The sequence below is a fragment of the Desulfovibrio ferrophilus genome (genome assembly GCF_003966735.1).
Taxonomy (GTDB): domain Bacteria; phylum Desulfobacterota; class Desulfovibrionia; order Desulfovibrionales; family Desulfovibrionaceae; genus Desulfovibrio_Q; species Desulfovibrio_Q ferrophilus.
In genome coordinates this window covers 828980-845002 of sequence record NZ_AP017378.1, presented here as the reverse complement: position 1 = coordinate 845002, position 16023 = coordinate 828980, and the positions used below count along the sequence as shown (strand labels likewise).

The following is a 16023-nucleotide window of genomic DNA, read 5'->3' as shown; positions in this document are numbered from 1 at the left end:
ACACATCAAATAGCTCGCATCAGTTCCCGCAGCAGTGTGATCCGATCCCGAAGTTGTGCTGCACGCTCAAACTCCAGATCCTTGGCCGCAACACGCATCTCACGCTCAAGACTCTTGATCTCGGCAGCCATTGCCTTGGGGTCTCCAGCCATATCTTCGGCTGAAATCGGCGTCTTGCCCCTCCCCCTCTCTGAGCGTGTATATAACGAATCCAGTACATTATTCAATTCTTTCCGAATGGTGGTCGGTTCCATTCCGTGCTCAATGTTGTAGCCTTGCTGTTTTTCCCTGCGACGCGAAGTTTCCTCCATGGCTTCCCGCATGGAGCGCGTAACCTTGTCAGCATACATCAACACCCGACCATGGGTGTTGCGCGCAGCGCGTCCGAACGTCTGGATCAACGAGCGCACCGAGCGCAAGAAACCTTCCTTGTCTGCATCCAAAATGGCAACCAAGGATACTTCCGGGATATCAAGCCCTTCCCGCAGCAGGTTGATCCCTACAAGGACATCGAACTCACCCTTCCTCAGGGATTGGAGAATGGACACACGCTCCAGTGTATCGATATCCGAATGCAGATAGCGCGTCTCGATACCCATGCCCTGTAAGTATTCCGTCAGGTCCTCGGCCATGCGCTTGGTCAACGTAGTCACCAACACCCGTTCACCCGCATCACGACGTTTACGGCACTCGGCCATCAGATCATCCATCTGGCCGGCCGAAGGCCGGACCTCGATTTCCGGGTCCACCAACCAAGTGGGGCGAATGATCTGCTCCACAACCAATCCCTGGGCCTGATCCAATTCCCAATGCCCGGGCGTGGCTGAAACAAACACCGCCTGTCCGATGCGCTGCTTGAACTCCTCAAAATTCAAAGGCCGGTTATCCAGCGCCGAAGGCAGCCGGAAGCCAAAATCCACCAGCGTCTGCTTGCGCGAATGGTCGCCTTTGAACATTCCCCCGACCTGAGGCACGGTCACGTGTGACTCGTCCAGGAACATCATGAAGTCCTCGGGAAAATAGTCCAACAGGGTGTGCGGCGGTTCGCCGGGCTTGCGCCCATCAAGAAAGCGGGAGTAGTTTTCGATGCCGTTGCAATAGCCAAGTTCCTCGATCATCTCCAGATCCAGTTGGGTACGCTGCTCCAGGCGCTGAGCCTCCACAAGCATGTTGCGCTCCCTGAAATGCCCCAACTGAATCGCAAGCTCATCACGAATCTCATCCATGGATCGATTCAAATTGGCTCGGTCCGAAACATAATGGCTGGCGGGGAAGATAATGGTCTTGGGCAGACGGTTCAGCACCTCCCCGGTGATGGGGTCGGTTTCGGATACGGCATCAATCTCATCCCCAAAGAACTCCACGCGCAAGGCCTGCTGATTGGAATAGGCCGGAATGATCTCAAGCACATCGCCACGCACGCGAAAGGTTCCACGGTGGAAGTCATAATCGTTGCGCTCGTAATGGACCTCCACCAACCGATCAATAAGCTGCCCACGCGACAGACGTTGCCCAGGCTCAAGAGGCACCACCATCTTGGAGTAATATTCTGGAGAACCCAGGCCATAGATGCAGGACACCGAGGCCACGATGAGCACATCGCGTCGGGTCAGTAGTGCATGGGTTGCAGCATGGCGGAGCTTTTCAATCTCGTCGTTGATGGACGAGTCCTTCTCGATATAGATATCCGTGTGCGGAAGATAGGCTTCGGGCTGGTAGTAATCGTAGTAGCTGACAAAATACTCAACGGCATTGTCCGGGAACAGCCCCCGGAATTCATTATAGAGCTGGGCCGCAAGGGTCTTGTTTGGGGCCAAAACCAGCGCAGGTCGCTGCAAGGCTTCCACCACCTTGGCCACAGTGAACGTCTTGCCCGACCCGGTCACACCCAGCAGGACCTGATTCGACACTCCTGCGCTCAGGTTGGCCACCAAATCGGCAATGGCCTCGGGCTGATCGCCACGAGGCTCGAACGGACTCTGGATACGAAAGGGAATGGTGTCTGTAACATTATCGAATGAGGGCATACAGTGCTTGTACCCGGAGCCCGGTCCGAGGTAAACATCCAAACTGCAGATCAAAAAAAGGAGGCCAAAGCCTCCCTTGATGTGTGCATCACCTACAAATCTATTCGAACAATTTCTTGGTCTTGTCCTTCAGATCATCAGCAGCCTGATCCAGCTGCTTCCCGGCCTTTTCCATCTTTCCTTCCTTTTCACAACCAAAGACAGGAACAAGCAAGGCCAACAAACAGGTCAATACAACAAAACGCTTGAACATGTAGAATCTCCTTCCCGATGATTTGATTGGCGCACGTTATCATAATGTCCCCACAAGCAAAAGAACGGCAAGAAGCGCTTGTGAAGGGCTTCACAGAAGCGTTCTTTTTTCGTAAACAAACCTCACCTGAGTGCGTAAACCGCGCTCAAAGGACTCAACCGCAACCGCACAGGAGTGACGGCATGCAGATACACAGCGTTGCCTCGGAACAGCCCCTGCCCTCTGACAGGGCCTATGTCATGACCATGACCATCAAAAGCTTCAAGGGCCGCAAGAACGTGCAGGTGCACCTCTTCCGTCCGGAATTCAGCGAAGAAGAATTCAACAGCTACAACTGGGATGGCCTCTTGGGCGACCCGGTAGAACCGGACCTGACCGACCCCGAAGGCAGCAAAAAACTCATGCTGGAGGCCTTCACCAAAGAGGAACGGGACCAGATTTTCGACTACATCGAACGTCGTTATGAGGATCGTGTAATCGAAGCCACCTCTGCCCCCATGAGCTTCCCCATCCCCACGGGACTGTCCCCCCTGTCTGCCGTCCCCGAAGGCAAGACCATCGGCCTGATCCGTTTCTCTCAGCTGCCGAACTTCGATCTGCCATTCCCCATGCATGGGCTCTATGACCTGTCTCAGGCCGAGCCCCTGGTGGAAGAACAGGCCTAAGGCCAACTCAACATCAACAAAGGGGGCGCGGACAGCAATGGTCTGCGCCCCCTTTTTCATTCAGGAATCACAATGCCCCAGATCATTGACCTCTCACATCCCATGCAGAACGGCATGCCAATTTATCCCGGCACCGAAGCTCCAAACTTCGAACAGGCAACCACCATCCAGGCCAATGGATATGCTGAGAAACGCCTGACTCTGTTCTCGCATACCGGAACCCATCTGGACGCTCCGGCACATATGCTGCCCCAAGGTGCCTCCCTGAGTGATCTCCCTCCAGATCGCTTCATGGGACCGGGTTGTATTCTTGATCTGCGTGGCATGAAAGAAGCGCTCCCTTCAGACCTGGAAGCTTACACCCCGGCCCTTGAGCAATCGGCCTTCGCCATCCTGCGTACAGGTTGGGAGCAATTTTGGGGTACTCCCGAATACTTTCACCCCTTCCCCGTACTGACCGAGGCCGCTGCAATCTGGCTGACTGGTTTCAACCTGTTTGGCATCGGAACCGATGCCATCTCAGTAGATGAGGTGGATACCAATGATTATCCAATTCATCATGTATTTTTCACCAATGGGCTGATTATCGTGGAAAATCTCTGCAACCTCGAACAACTGCCAAGAAACGGCTTTGACTTTCAAGCCCTTCCCCTGCCCATCGTTGATGGTGACGGTTCCCCCGTGCGTGCCATCGCCACTGTTATCTAAAACCAGCCACACAATTATACCGAAACAACATTGCAGTGCCTCTTTAAAAGTAATAACAAATCAGGGAAATGTTCAAACTCACAGCACCCCTGATAATCGCGCTCTTTATCGCTCTGATCTTCCCCTTGCCCAACACAGCAACAGGAAAAACACTGCGTTTTGCCATTATCCCCAAGACAGGAAACAGCGAATTCTACACCCCAGTAAAACACGGCTGCATGAATGCCGCAGAGGCCTTGGAAGATGTGCAATGCATCTACAGAGGCCCGGAAAGAGCAGACCCTCGCCTGCAAAACAACATCATTTCAGATCTCATTGACGAGGGGATCGATGGCTTGGCTGTAGCTGTAATCAACTCCGAATTCATCGAGGAGCGAAGCATTGCCAAAGCCCGAAAGGCTGGCATTCCCATCGTGACCTTTGATTCGGACTTTTCCAGAGCAACCCTTTCCAACAACCACGATATCCGTAAAGCATATATCGGCACCGACAATTATCAATTCGGTCAAAGGTTGGGAGAACTCGCCAAACAACATCGCCCGGGCGGCGGCACGTATTGCATCATCAGTGGGCACAAATCCGCTCCGGGACTGGCCGACCGTATGCGAGGAACCATCAATGCCCTGAATCGAAACAATTCAGGAAAATGGACACAATACGAACGCTGCCCCCTGTTTTGCCGAGACGATCCAGAGGTAGCACTGAATCAACTGCTGTATATCCTTGATGATGGCTGCATGAATACTGGTCACGTTGACACCATCATCATTCTTGGAGCCTGGCCTCAACAAAGGCCAGAAGAATACCTCACAAGTCTGAGCAAACGCCGTGCAGATCTGGATTCCAAGAAAATAATCATCATCGTCGGTGACACCTTACAAAACCAGCTTCAACTTTTGGAGCAAGGACTTGCCCACGGAAACATTGGCCAGAAACCCTACGCAATGGGTAAGAAAGCCATTGAAATCCTATATAAAATCTACCATGGCGAGCCTGTCCCAAATGTGATTTATACTCCAACGGAAAGTTGTGTGCGAAGGAGTTCTTCCGACGTAATATGCACCGAATGACAACCAGATACAAAACCTGCAAGGCCAACACCTTTGACTCACAGCCCCTCTGGATGTAGCACTTCTTGAATTCCGAGAATTGAGCCCGCACCCGAGGAGCCCCATGGAACCCACCTTTCTGTCCGAGGCCATGCACCCCGGCCATCCCAAATGGGATCAAGCCGTCACCCGCCGAGATCCGCTCTACGCCCGCCAGGGCGATCTGCGTAGCGAATTTGCGCGGGATTACAATCGCACCCTGCACTGCACCGCCTATCGCCGCCTGAAACACAAGACTCAGGTCTTTTACGCCACGCAAAACGATCACGTCTGCACGCGCATCGAGCATGTGAATCACGTGACCGCCGTGGCCCGGACCATTGCCGAGACCTTGGGCCTGAACGCCGAACTGACCAGCGCCATCGCCATCGGCCATGACCTGGGGCACGCCCCCTTCGGGCACGCGGGTGAACGACTCCTTTCCCGCATCGCGGAAACAGAACTGGGCAGCCGATTCCGGCATCAGAACAACAGCCTGCATTTCGTGGATCGAATCGAGACTCTGGAAGCCCCGGGCGGGGTCCATTACAACCTGAATCTGACTTATGCGGTGCGTGATGGCGTGGTCTGTCACTGCGGTCAAATGGGAGACAGGCCGGTCTACCCCAGAGACACAGCCCTTCCACTGGAACAAATCCCCGGGGATACCATTGTCGAGCCGTTCACTTGGGAAGGGGCAGTGGTCAAGGTCGCAGACCGCGTAGCCGCACTTGGCCGCGACATCGAGGATGCCATCCGCCTGAAGATTCTGACTCGAGATGAACTGAAATATCTGCGTGCGGTGGCTCAGCGTTTCGGAGAATCCACCTTCCGCCACATCAACAACTCCCTGCTGATGCAGGTCTTCATCAACGACCTGTGTCGCAGCAGCTCTCCTGAAACAGGGCTGCGCTTCTCAAGCGCCAATGTGGAGCTGATGTCCGAACTGACGGAATTCAACTACCGTCACATCCATTTTCATGAGCGATTGGCCTATTTCGTGGAATATGCAGAACTAATCGTAAACACCATTTTCAAACGACTCAAAGGTACTTACCATCCAGACAAAAGCCTCTCCAATGTCAACCAGTTGCGTGAGGTCTGCCCCCATCTGGCCGACACCTTCTACGACTGGCTGATCAAATATGGACACCCGAGCCTGCGGCGCACCATCAGCCTCAAGTACATGGCTGACCGACTCTACAATCCCGAGGACGAAGACGATTACACCCGAGCCATTCTGGACTATATCTCAGGCATGACCGACTCTTTCGCCATCAAGGCTTTCGAGGAGATCGTTTCATTTTAGGGAGAGGGATTACAACGGATCAAAGCCAGCAGGAATGGTCCACGCCCCGTCCAGCACAGGGACGGTCACAAGCGACGCAATTCGCGACAGAAAAGATCGGCGTGGGATTTCATTGGCTCCAAAGCGCAACAGATGCGCCGTCGTCTGCTGGCAATCAATGAGTCCATAACCCCACTGCTCCAACAGCCGTACCAGCCAGACAAACGCCACCTTGGAGGCATCCGCTTCGCGGTAAAACATGGATTCACCAAAAAAGGCCCGGCCCACGGCAACACCATAAACGCCACCGACCAGCTGTCCATCCAGACGTGCTTCCACACTGTGTGCCCACCCCGAATGATGCAAATCCACATAGGCCGAGATCATCTCCGGCACCAGCCATGTGCCGGGACCTTCTCGGCGTGGTGCGCGTGAGCACTCGCAGATCACTGAGCGAAATCCCGTATCAACACTGATCTCGAAACGCCTGGAGTTGATCACCCGACGCAGGGAACGCGAGACGTGCAGATCTTCAGGTTCCAGCACCAGGCGTGGGTCAGGCGACCACCAGAGAATGGGATCTCCCGGCCCGTACCACGGGAAAATCCCCCGGGCGTAGGATTCCACCAAGCGCTGTACGGAGAGATCTCCACCAAAGGCCAGCAACCCGTCCGCGTCCGCTTCGTTCGGATCGGGGAACCAGAGGTTGTGGGGTGGAATGAAATCGATACTCATGAAACAGCTTCCACCAAAAACGGCGCGGACGGCGAACCGCCCGCGCCGGGGTTAGTCAATTTCAAGTATTCAACGCCGCCTAACGCTACTTCGAGCCACTTGCAGACTTGGGAAACTTGAAACGCAGCTTTTCAGGCTCGCCCTTCTTGCGGCGCTTTCTGGGGGCCTCGGCCACCACCTCGCCACCACGCACCAAAGCGCCAAACAGCAATTCATCGGCCATGGGGTCCTCCACCTCGGTCTGAATCAATCGAGACAGTGGACGTGCACCAAAGGCGTTATCGAAACCTCGTTCAGCGAGCCAGGAACGTGCGCCCGGTGTCAAACGGATTGTCACCTTGTGTTCGGCCATGCGTTCATTCAATTCACCAACGAACTTGTCCACGATGAGCCCCATGACATCAGGGGTCAGGCTGGCAAAGGGTACCACTCCGTCCAGGCGGTTGCGGAACTCGGGACTGAAGACCTTTTCCACGGCCTGCATGCACTTGTCCGAACGGTCCTCATACATGGTATCGCCAAAGCCCATGGCCCCCTTGCCGCTGGCCTCCCAGGCCCCGACATTGGAGGTCATGAGCAGAATCACATGCGAGAAGTCGGCCTTGCGCCCGTTATTATCCGTCAGTGTTGCATAGTCCATGACCTGCAACAGGATGTTAAATACATCCGGATGAGCCTTCTCGATCTCATCCATCAACAATACCGTATAAGGATTCTTGCGAATGGCGTCAGTCAGCAGTCCTCCCTGGTCAAAACCGACGTACCCCGGAGGCGCTCCGATCAGACGCGAGACGGCATGCTTCTCCATGTATTCACTCATGTCGAAACGAACAAAATTCACACCAAGGCTGGCTGCCAGTTGGCGGGCCAATTCGGTCTTGCCCACGCCCGTGGGACCAACGAACAGGAAACTGCCCGTGGGCTTGCCCTGTTGACGCAACCCGGCACGAGCCCGCTTGATGGATTGGGACAACGCCTCCACGGCCCTATCCTGCCCAAAGACACGGGTCTTCAGATCAGGCTCCAGATTGCGCAGGCGTTCGCGGTCCGTGGTCGTGATGCGGTTCACAGGAATTCTCGCCATACGGGCGATGACAGCTTCGATATCCTGTGGACGAATATCATCTCCCTTGCGACGACGCTTCTTGAGCTTGTAGGCTGCGCCTGCCTCGTCGATGACGTCAATGGCCTTGTCGGGCAGGAACCGGTCGGCCACATGCCGGGCTGACAGTTCCGCTGCACTACGCAATGCGCCATGAGTATAATGCACCCCGTGGTGCGCCTCGTAGTAGGAAGACAATCCCTTCAAAATCTCGAAGGTCTCGTCCACCGAGGGTTCGGGCACGTCAATCTTCTGGAAGCGACGTGACAGGGCACGATCCTTCTCGAAATGGTTCTTGAATTCCTCATAGGTGGTGGAGCCAATGCAGCGCATCTTGCCCGATTGCAACACGGGCTTCAGAATATTCGAAGCATCCATGGTGCCTCCGGTGGTCGCCCCGGCCCCGACAATGGTGTGAATCTCATCGGCAAAGAGAATGGAGCCGGGGATGGCGGACAATTCCTTGATCACACCCTTCATCCGGGCTTCGAAGTCGCCGCGATACTTGGTCCCCGCCAGCATGGACCCCATGTCCAAGGCAAAGATACGGGTCTCGAGAAATTCCTCCGGGACCCGGCCCTCGACAATGCGCAACGCCAATCCCTCGGCCAGGGCCGTCTTGCCCACTCCGGGGTCGCCAACAAACAACGGGTTGTTCTTACGACGGCGCGAAAGCACCTGCACAGCTCGCTGAATCTCGTGGTCACGCCCGATAAGGGGGTCGATCTCACCCTTGCGGGCAGTCTCGGTAAGGTCCACCGTAAACTGCTCCAGCATGGAATCGCCCTCACGCACCGGACGCTCAGGTTCCCCGACATCACGGGCCGGCCCCTGATTCCCTGGCATGGACCAACCACCACCATCTTCGGGCTTGCCACCGCCGTGCGAAATATAATCCAACACATCAAGACGAGTCACACCGTGTGACTTCAGGAAGTAGACCGCGTAGGAATCCTCTTCCTCAAACAGGGCCGCCAACACATCACCAACACGGACCTTGTCCTTGCTGGCGGACTGAATCTGCAAAATGGCACGCTGCAGCACGCGCTGCACACCAAGGGTCTGCACGACCTCGCTGGGAGTGTCGTCGGGCAGAATCTCCATATGATCAATAAAGAAGCGCTCCAGCTGATGCTTCAGCCGGATAACATTTACGCCGCAATTGACCATGATGTCCCGCCCGGTTTCTTCGAGCAGCATCGCGTACAAAAGGTGTTCCAGCGTCAGGTATTCGTGGTTGCGTCTCTTGACTTCCTTAACAGCCGAACTCAGGACATTTTCCAGGCGCTTAGAGAGCATCTACACCTCTTCCATTGTACACTTGAGAGGAAATCCATCTCGGGCAGCCAACTGCCGCACAAGGGCAACCTTGGTTTCCGCAACCTCTGCCGTGAAAATGCCGCAAACGCCGATGCCTTCATTGTGGATCTTGAGCATGATATCCATGGCCTCGACCTCGGACTTGGAAAACACGGCTGTCAGGACGCGAACGACAAACTCCATGGTCGTGTAGTCGTCGTTGTGCAGCAGCACCTTGTACTTACGCGGCTCGCGAACCTCATCCTCGATATAGACACCCGGTTCCCCGGGCCGCGCGAAAGGATCCGCCACCGTGGACTCCTCCTACGTTACAGGAAGCCCCGCCCCACCTTGGGAAACGGGAATTCCTCCATTACAAACAGAATACGTCAACCAACCGGTCACCACAAGAGAAAAACATTGAAACCACCCCCAGAACTAAGACCTGTGGGGGATTTGTCCAGATTCTGAAGCCTTGGACAATTGAGCCAGCAGAGCCTTTTTTTTATCGGAATCAAAAACAAAGCTCTCCCGTGGTTCAAGGCCGACGGCTTCGCGATGCTCGCGATTGAGCTGATGGTAATTCTTGGTAGAAGCCTCACAGGATTTCACACCCAGAGCAGAGGCAGCAACCGGGATGGCAAGAGGATCACCTTCGATCTCCAGGAAGTCGCCAAAAGGCATCTGGTCCAGACAGATATGACAGCCCTCCAAGATCCACTCCTCACGGACTTTCTCATAGGAAAAAGCCGGAGCGTAACCCAGAGTCCCCAACAACGTTTCGATAACCCCGGGATCGTCAATCCTGGTTTCATGTTCGTCCCAGGCCTTGACGCCCTCAGGAACGGGTCCCGCAGGAGGTCGTTTCAACGTCAGAATCCGCCGCCCGTCGTCACGCAGGCGCACCAGAATACCACGCCCCTTGAGGGAACGCTGCTCATCGTCAAACACGATATTGGATTCAAAGCGCTTTCCCTGGAAATCCGCGCCCAAAGCCTGTAGCCTGTGGCGCACGTCGTCCAGGTTCACGCCGAGATATTTGAGTTCCGTCTCCATCGGCATGGAAATGCTCCCCTCACCCGCTTAGGGGCTGTTTTTCCAAGGGTAAACCGTCCCGGGCGAAACCGCAACGGCGCATGGAGGAACACGCGCGTGCAGAAACTTGTGCTCATCGCCCTTGCCGGAGGAGCCGGTGCCCTTTCGCGCTATGGACTGGCAGGATTGGTCCAACGCTGGGCCGGGGGCTCGTTCCCGCTCGGAACCTTTGCGGTCAACATGCTGGGTTGTCTGCTCTTCGGCCTGGTCTGGGGGATACTGGAAGAACGTGCTGCCTTCGGGCCACAAGCCAGGGTCATCGTCCTGACCGGCTTCATGGGGGCGTTCACCACCTTTTCCACATTTGCCTTCGAATCCGTTGCCCTGATGCGTGCAGGACAATGGATCTTTGCAGTCGTGAACATCACGGGACAGAACCTGATTGGCTTTGCCGTACTGTTCGCCGGGCTCAAGTTGGCACGGCTGGTTCCATAAAGCCAAGGACTTCGCAGGAGAACAATACCATGCAGCTACCAAAAAATGCTGAGCGGCTGAGGATTTACACCGGTGAAAACGACCATTACAAGGGCCGTCCGGTGCACGAAGCCATCGTGGAGCAAGCCCGCAAGAGCGGCTTTGCCGGAGCTACGGTACTACGGGGTATAGCAGGCTTCGGCGCCAACAGCCGAGTTCACACCTCGAAGATACTGCGCCTGTCCGAAGACTTGCCCATTATTACCGAAATCGTGGACGAGCCCAGCAAGATAGACGATTTCCTGCCGCTGCTCGACGAGATGATCGGCGAAGGACTGGTGGTGCGCGAACAGGTGCAGGTCCTGGTCTACCGCCACAACGACGGCAAAAAGAAATAGCCCTGAAAACCAGCAAAAAGCCGCCTGAAGAATCTCCAGACGGCGTGATCAGTGTCATTCAACAGATCAGGCTAACTTGCCCCCAATCGCACAACCTCCGGCGCAATTGCTTCCAAGGGCATAATCTTGTCCACACCGCCAGCCTTCACGGCCTCACCGGGCATGCCATAGACCACACAACTTGCCTCATCTTGAGCGATATTATAGGCCCCTGCGTCCTTCATTTCTTTCATACCAACGGCGCCGTCGTCGCCCATGCCCGTCATGATCACACCCAGAATATTGCTGCCGCCATACCTCGCAGATGAACGGAACAGCACATCCACACTGGGTCGATGGCGACGCACCAGCGGACCATCCTTGAGCTCGACATAATAACGTGCCCCACTCCGTTTCAACAGCATATGCTTATTCCCAGGGGCGATAAGGGCTTGCCCGGGAAGCACCGTATCTCCGTCGGCGGCTTCCTTGACCTTGATCATGCAGGTGGAGTCCAGGCGCTGGGCAAAGGCCGCTGTGAACATTTCTGGCATGTGCTGAACAATGACCACCCCAGGACAGTTGCGGGGCAAGGCTTCCAAAAAGATACGTAACGCCTCGGTTCCGCCGGTTGAAGCCCCCACAGCCACAACCTTTTCCGTGGTCTGCAGCTTATTCATCTTGGGGGCGGGCCCATCGATCACGGCATCAGCCGACAATTTGGGCTGAATCTTGATCTTCTTGCGGACTCTCAGCTTTTCCACCTTGACCCGGGCCGCAGCCTTAACGGCATCGGTGATGCGAATTCTGGATTCTTCCAAAAACTGTTTGGTGCCCAGTTTCGGCTTCTGAATAATATCCACGGCTCCGTATTCAAGAGCACGCATCAGGGTTTCGGAACCTTTTTCAGTCAAGGTAGAACACATCACCACCGGAATGGGATGCTGGCTCATGATTTTCTTGAGAAAAGTCAGTCCGTCCATGCGGGGCATCTCGACGTCCAGAGTAATCACGTCGGGAACCTCGATCTCCATTTTCTTCGCTGCCACAAAAGGGTCGGCAGCAGTATCCATCACCTCAAGCTCTGGGTCGGAAGAGATCAAATCGGCCATGGTGTTGCGCACCACAGCCGAGTCATCAACAATGAGAACCTTGATTTTCTTTCCCATACATCTCCCCATGACAAGCCAGGCTCCGTCAGGATTTTCTATAGATCGTCGGAGCCACCTGTTCCAGTGGCAGAGACTGACCGGCCAGACTTTCCGAATGGCCAATGAACAAATACCCACCGGGTTTTAGGTTCGCACAGAACTTCTTCATCAAACCGGCCTGGGTGGGCTTGTCGAAATAAATGATCACATTACGGCAAAAAATAATATCCTTGGGCTCGCGAAATTTGAACGACTCCATGAAGTTCAGTTGCCTGAATTCAACCTGCCTCCGAATCTCCGGGGCCACACGAACGAGCTTCTTGCTGCGATCCTTGCTACGCATGAAATACTTGCGCAGGGTGTTTCCGGGAACCCCCCTTGCCTGCTCCTGCGTGTAAATGCCGCGGGCCGCCTTTCCCAACACCTCGTTGGAGATGTCCGTCGCCAGGATGCGGAAGCGAAATTGCGAGTACTTCTCCTTGAAGTCGGACAACACACAGGCCATGGTATAGGGTTCGGCTCCGATGGAACAACCAGCGCTCCAGATGTTGAGCGCGCGCTGGGCGCCCTGCCGCGCCATCCACTTAGGCAGCAGCGTTGAATACAGATACTCGAAATGCTTGGGCTCACGGAAGAAATCCGTGGTATTCGTAGTGACCTGATCAATCAGGTTGCACAGTTCACATTCCATACCCTCTGGAGTGAACAGAAATTCGCAATACTCCCTGTAATCCCCATATCCCAACGCACGCAGCCTTTTCTGCAAACGCGCTTCAAGCATGGTCTTTTTGGAAGGAGGCAGCTTGATACCGCATTCCTCGTGGATGAACTCGGCAAAGCGCTTGAAATCCTTGTCACTCATGGAGCGAGCCCTGGTCGGGCACAGAGAATTCGTTCCGGCTGCGTGGGTGGAGGAAGAGGACTCCAATGCTGTCATCGTCGCCTCCGTCAAATCCGACTTGCGGACGCAGTGCGGATAATTTGAGGCACGTCCAGAATCAGCGCCATGGACCCATCCCCCTTGATGGTCGCCCCGGAGATGCCATCCACATCACGATAGACACGGCCCAGACTCTTGATCACGGTCTGGTGTTCGCCAATGACGTTATCCACCACAATCCCGATTCGACTTCCATCAAATCCGGTGACCACAACCTGCTCAATCTCGGGAGCAATTCCAGGCACGGTAAACCAATCACGCAAACGGATATAAGGAACAATGTCGCCACGCAGGTTGAGCACCTGTTGTTCACGGGCCCGTTCTTCCTCGGTCTGCATGAGTTCGACGCATTCCTCCACCAAGGACAGGGGAATCACATAATGCTCATCCTCCACCTTGATCTGCAGACCGTCGATAATGGCCAGGGTCAAAGGCAGCCGCACGGTAATCACCGTCCCTTCGCCACGCTTGCTATCCACATCGATGGACCCGCGCAGGGCATCGATGCCGCGCTTGACAACGTCCATGCCCACTCCGCGACCAGAGACACTGGTGACCTTATTCGCAGTAGAGAATCCGGGGGCAAAAATCAGATTGAAGATGTCCTTATCGCTCAGGTCGGCATCCTTGGGCACCAGCCCGCGCTCAACCCCTTTGGCCAGGATGGTATTGCTATCCATCCCCGCCCCATCATCCTTGATGGTGATCAGGACCTCACCTCCCGCATGTTCTGCGGAAAGAAAAATAGTACCTGCAGTCGGTTTACCCGCGGCGTCCCTGATTTCAGGAGGCTCAATGCCATGATCAATGGAATTACGCAGCAGATGAACCAACGGGTCGTTCAAACGCTCGATAACGGTCTTGTCCAGTTCGGTTTCCGCCCCGCTGGTGGTCAACTCAATCTTCTTGCCCAACTCGTCGGACAAATCCCTGACCAAACGCCGAAACTTGGAGAACGTAGAGCCAATGGGCAGCATACGCACCGACAGCGTCGAGTCACGTAACTCGTCGGTCAACCGCTCAAGCTCCTCGGCGAGCTCAATAAATTCCTGATCGCTCTTTTCTCCGGCAACCTGGGTGATCTGAGCCTGCACAATCACCAGTTCACCCACCAGATCCACCAGATAGTCGAGCTTGTCAGCGGCCACACGAATGCTGGAAGCTGTAGTCTGTTCTTTCTTGACCTTGCGCATCGACTGCACGGCATGCTGCTCGGCCAACGCAGATTGAATCTGCTCCTCGGAGACGACTCCGGCTTCGGTCAGCAAATCCCCCAGGCGCTTCTGTTCGCCCAGCACACCCTTCAGGTCGTCCTGAGTCAGATCGCCACGCTCCACCAGAATTTCGCCCAGACGCTTGTAACTGGTATCGTTTTCCAGTGCCCCCAGCTTGTCGATGGTCTGAATCATCAATTCGCAATCGTCTTCCACAAAGATGAACACGTCACGAATCCCGTCTTCACCCTTATCCGTGGCCAGCACGACATCCCACCAGACATGGCAGTCTTCAGGATCCAATTCCGAAAGGGGCGGGATATTTTCGATATGAGCAACAACCTGATGCATGCCCATTTCGGTCAATTCCTCGATCAAAGCCAGAGGGTTTGTCCCTGAACTGAAGACACCCTGCTCGGGTTTGAAGCGCACTCGATAGGTGACAACGGAATCGGAATCGCCGGAATCATCCTGAGCGACCTCAGGCCGTTCGACAGAATCGGTACCACTGCCCATCCCGGACAGATTACGCAATCCCGCGATAATGGCTTTGGATTGGGGGGATCCTGCAGCCTTTCCGGTGTCATCCTCGAGTAATTCCAGAATGTGATCCCGTGCGCCCAAAGTCAGATCAAGCAGTTCCTTGGAGACTGGAACATCGCCCCCGCGGACCATATCAAAAACGGTTTCCACGTCGTGCGTAAAATGCGCAACATCGTCAAACCCGAACATGGCACCGGAGCCTTTGATGGTATGCATCGCACGAAAGACTCGATCGACAAGCTCGGAATCCTCCGGCGTATCTTCAAGTTCCAGCAAGGCCGTTTCCAGTTCTGCCAGCAGTTCATTGGCTTCTTCAAGAAACGCTTGGCGATTGATATCATCCTGCGACATATCCAAATCTCCCTGGAAATCTCATCACGCACATGGCTCGCATACGGGAGTTACCCGTGGGGAAATGCCCCGCCCACTCTCAGTACAAGCTATCTGAGCACCTTTTTCACCACAGCCAGCAATTGCTCGGGCTTGAAGGGTTTCACGACCCAACCCGTGGCTCCGGCGGATTTGCCTTCCTGTTTCTTCGATGCCTGGGATTCCGTCGTCAGCATGATAATGGGGACAAACTTGTAGGAGGCATTGGCCCTGACATTCTTGATCAGGGTAATGCCGTCCATATTCGGCATATTCAAGTCGGTGATCACCATCTTGATGGGGCCCGAGAGCTTGCTCAAGGCATCCTTGCCGTCGCAAGCCTCGATCACTTCGTGCCCGGCATTCTTCAAGGTAAAACTCACCATCTGCCTAACGCTGGCGGAATCATCAACGGTCATTATCAAAGCCATCTAACTTCTCCTCCAAAAGCAATTATCAACGCTGCCCATTAGAAATCCGGCGGTCCCTGCGAGCTCTTCCACTGCAGCTGAAGTCGAGCCTGCCGCCTTCAAGTTCTTGCCTTTACTCTTCAATTCAGCCTGAGCGGCGCAAACTGTTTGCAAAAAAATCAAATCAGCTCGATCCACGCCCGAAAGATCCAACGCGAGTTCTTCAAAACGCTCAAGGGCTTCCTGAAAGGCCTGCTTGAGCATGGAGGCACTCTCAATGGTCCATTCGCCCGACAAGACCAAAGTCCCCTCGGGCCCGGCACCAATCATATCATATTTTGCCAT

At 54.9% G+C, this 16023-nt stretch carries 17 protein-coding genes; 6 read left to right on the top strand and 11 right to left on the bottom strand.

The features are described 5' to 3' along the window. Positions 1 to 5: 5 nt before the first annotated feature. Entirely contained in the window at positions 6 to 2027 is a 2022-nt protein-coding gene (uvrB, locus tag EL361_RS03950; protein WP_126376827.1) for an excinuclease ABC subunit UvrB, read from the bottom strand. 100 nt (positions 2028 to 2127) lie between these two features. Further along, positions 2128 to 2280: a hypothetical protein gene (locus EL361_RS17030; RefSeq protein WP_172961626.1), complete on the bottom strand. Its 153-nt coding sequence runs from the start codon at positions 2278 to 2280 to the stop codon at positions 2128 to 2130. Positions 2281 to 2462: 182 nt separating this feature from the next. Here EL361_RS17030 and EL361_RS03945 point away from each other — a divergent pair, with 182 nt between their 5' ends. The 4 genes from EL361_RS03945 (at position 2463) to EL361_RS03930 (ending at position 6050) form a co-directional block, all read left to right on the top strand. Then, complete coding sequence (locus EL361_RS03945) at positions 2463 to 2945, top strand: hypothetical protein (RefSeq protein ID WP_126376825.1); 483 nt, start codon at positions 2463 to 2465, stop codon at positions 2943 to 2945. A 72-nt stretch (positions 2946 to 3017) separates the two neighbouring features. Further along, positions 3018 to 3653 (top strand): cyclase family protein, encoded by a 636-nt coding sequence (locus tag EL361_RS03940; protein ID WP_126376823.1) that lies wholly within the window; start codon positions 3018 to 3020, stop codon positions 3651 to 3653. 68 nt (positions 3654 to 3721) lie between these two features. Further along, positions 3722 to 4723 carry a substrate-binding domain-containing protein gene (locus tag EL361_RS03935; RefSeq protein WP_126376821.1) on the top strand — a complete coding sequence of 334 codons (1002 nt, stop codon included), beginning with the start codon at positions 3722 to 3724 and terminating at the stop codon, positions 4721 to 4723. Between the two features lie 103 nt (positions 4724 to 4826). Then, entirely contained in the window at positions 4827 to 6050 is a 1224-nt protein-coding gene (locus tag EL361_RS03930; protein ID WP_126381275.1) for a deoxyguanosinetriphosphate triphosphohydrolase family protein, read from the top strand. A gap of 9 nt (positions 6051 to 6059) precedes the next feature. On the opposite strand, the gene aat is transcribed toward EL361_RS03930, so the two are convergent. The 4 genes from aat to EL361_RS03910 all read right to left on the bottom strand — a co-directional run bounded on the left by aat (position 6060) and on the right by EL361_RS03910 (position 10227). Further along, positions 6060 to 6764, bottom strand: coding sequence for a leucyl/phenylalanyl-tRNA--protein transferase (gene aat / locus EL361_RS03925; protein WP_126376819.1), 705 nt, complete (start codon positions 6762 to 6764; stop codon positions 6060 to 6062). An 85-nt stretch (positions 6765 to 6849) separates the two neighbouring features. Beyond that, complete coding sequence (gene clpA, locus EL361_RS03920) at positions 6850 to 9165, bottom strand: ATP-dependent Clp protease ATP-binding subunit ClpA (protein ID WP_126376817.1); 2316 nt, start codon at positions 9163 to 9165, stop codon at positions 6850 to 6852. Next, positions 9166 to 9477 (bottom strand): ATP-dependent Clp protease adaptor ClpS, encoded by a 312-nt coding sequence (locus tag EL361_RS03915; RefSeq protein WP_126376815.1) that lies wholly within the window; start codon positions 9475 to 9477, stop codon positions 9166 to 9168. 126 nt (positions 9478 to 9603) lie between these two features. Continuing rightward, positions 9604 to 10227, bottom strand: a complete 624-nt coding sequence (locus tag EL361_RS03910) for a class IV adenylate cyclase (protein ID WP_126376813.1) — start codon at positions 10225 to 10227, stop codon at positions 9604 to 9606. A gap of 90 nt (positions 10228 to 10317) precedes the next feature. Between EL361_RS03910 and crcB the strand changes: the two genes are divergently transcribed. Together crcB and EL361_RS03900 are read left to right on the top strand one after the other, a co-directional pair. Beyond that, positions 10318 to 10695 (top strand): fluoride efflux transporter CrcB, encoded by a 378-nt coding sequence (crcB, locus tag EL361_RS03905; RefSeq protein WP_126376811.1) that lies wholly within the window; start codon positions 10318 to 10320, stop codon positions 10693 to 10695. 29 nt (positions 10696 to 10724) lie between these two features. Continuing rightward, positions 10725 to 11072 carry a DUF190 domain-containing protein gene (locus EL361_RS03900; RefSeq protein ID WP_126376809.1) on the top strand — a complete coding sequence of 116 codons (348 nt, stop codon included), beginning with the start codon at positions 10725 to 10727 and terminating at the stop codon, positions 11070 to 11072. 71 nt (positions 11073 to 11143) lie between these two features. On the opposite strand, the gene EL361_RS03895 is transcribed toward EL361_RS03900, so the two are convergent. The 5 genes from EL361_RS03895 to EL361_RS03875 all read right to left on the bottom strand — a co-directional run bounded on the left by EL361_RS03895 (position 11144) and on the right by EL361_RS03875 (position 16023). After that, positions 11144 to 12220, bottom strand: coding sequence for a protein-glutamate methylesterase/protein-glutamine glutaminase (locus EL361_RS03895; protein ID WP_126376807.1), 1077 nt, complete (start codon positions 12218 to 12220; stop codon positions 11144 to 11146). 28 nt (positions 12221 to 12248) lie between these two features. Beyond that, positions 12249 to 13139: a CheR family methyltransferase gene (locus tag EL361_RS03890; protein WP_126376805.1), complete on the bottom strand. Its 891-nt coding sequence runs from the start codon at positions 13137 to 13139 to the stop codon at positions 12249 to 12251. Between the two features lie 11 nt (positions 13140 to 13150). Beyond that, complete coding sequence (locus EL361_RS03885) at positions 13151 to 15250, bottom strand: chemotaxis protein CheA (protein WP_126376803.1); 2100 nt, start codon at positions 15248 to 15250, stop codon at positions 13151 to 13153. 89 nt (positions 15251 to 15339) lie between these two features. Next, positions 15340 to 15699 carry a response regulator gene (locus EL361_RS03880; RefSeq protein WP_126376801.1) on the bottom strand — a complete coding sequence of 120 codons (360 nt, stop codon included), beginning with the start codon at positions 15697 to 15699 and terminating at the stop codon, positions 15340 to 15342. Further along, entirely contained in the window at positions 15700 to 16023 is a 324-nt protein-coding gene (locus EL361_RS03875; RefSeq protein ID WP_126376799.1) for an STAS domain-containing protein, read from the bottom strand.